This window comes from Vibrio sp. Hep-1b-8, assembly GCF_006124995.1.
GTDB lineage: Bacteria > Pseudomonadota > Gammaproteobacteria > Enterobacterales > Vibrionaceae > Vibrio.
This window is the reverse complement of sequence record NZ_QEWN01000066.1, coordinates 1-1234: the sequence shown is the minus strand read 5'-3', so window position 1 is coordinate 1234 and position 1234 is coordinate 1. Positions and strand designations below refer to the sequence as shown.

Genomic DNA, 1234 nt, shown 5'->3' with positions numbered 1-1234 from the left:
GGATGCGTAATCTCTCTATCGCAATGGGTAATGCGCCCTATTCGTTAGCAATTGTCGACGCTCTCCAGCAGCGTATCGGCTTGAGCGACGTTTTAGATACGCATATCCACTGGGCATTAGCTCAGCAACAATCGCAACTTCCATCAGCATCCAATAAATTGGCTAGACTGATTCGAATTGTAGAGAAAGGATTGCCTAGAGATGCCTAATGCTTGCCGAGCATGACGGTTCAGAACTTGATTTAGCTCTAAAAAATGAAATGTGGAAAAAACCAAGAGAGAATGCTCATTTTCTTACAAGTGAAGAAGTTAATCACATTGTATGGAAATGACTGGGATCAAAAAATAGTGACTTAATGATCTATTTCTCACTTCAGTTAAATCACGGAAATTATCATTTATCACTTTAAAAACAATGAGTTACTAAAGAAGTTATCCATTTAATGAATCCTCTTTAAGCAAAAAGATCGTTTTAGTCAAGCTTTATACATAGTGAAAAATCAGGTTACCCACCAACTTATCCACATTGGCAAAACTGTGGATAACTCTGTTGACGAATGCGTAGAGACCTAGCCCACATGGTGTTTGCTATAGTGATTCCCTGAGCATAGGTATGCTGAGATTTTTCGTTGAGGCATAAAAACGCCCACCTAGTACTAGGAGGACTTTTTACAATTTTGGGGTTCATGCTTCGCAGCATTAGCTAAAGAGCGGTGACCTTAAAGGTCTATTCAAACGAGCTTGTCATTTGAAGGAGATTTGGAGCGACACACGAGGTTCCCTATTCATAAACAGAAAGGCGTGACCTCAACCTTGACAAGGCTGTGCTCGATTAACTGAGCTAGTGTCGCATTCTTCATCGTTAAGCACGATGAAGGCTTTTAAATTGGAGCGACACACGAGGTTCGAACTCGTGACCTCAACCTTGGCAAGGTTGCGCTCTACCAACTGAGCTAGTGTCGCATATTCTCAAAAAGAGAATTGGTTGCGGGGGCCGGATTTGAACCAGAGACCTTCGCAAGGTTTTATGAATGGCTGAGCCCGACGAGCTAGCGAATCACAACACCTATAAATTTGGTTGCGGGGGCCGGATTTGAACCGACGACCTTCGGGTTATGAGCCCGACGAGCTACCAAGCTGCTCCACCCCGCGTCCGTATTCACCATTTGAGGCATGATGAAAGCCTTTTAATTTGGAGCGACACACGAGGTTCCCTATTCATAAACAGAAAGGCG

The 1234-nt window shown here is 43.5% G+C and carries 2 tRNA genes and 1 pseudogene; 1 reads left to right on the top strand and 2 read right to left on the bottom strand.

Going from position 1 to position 1234, the window contains the following annotated elements:
- Positions 1–209, top strand: a pseudogene (locus DA100_RS08295) (tRNA epoxyqueuosine(34) reductase QueG); the annotation flags it as partial.
- Positions 210–886: 677 nt separating this feature from the next.
- On the opposite strand, the gene DA100_RS08290 reads toward DA100_RS08295, so the two are convergent.
- Together DA100_RS08290 and DA100_RS08285 are read right to left on the bottom strand one after the other, a co-directional pair.
- Positions 887–962, bottom strand: a tRNA-Gly gene (locus DA100_RS08290).
- Positions 963–1074: 112 nt separating this feature from the next.
- Positions 1075–1151 (bottom strand) — tRNA-Met (locus DA100_RS08285).
- Positions 1152–1234: the final 83 nt, after the last annotated feature.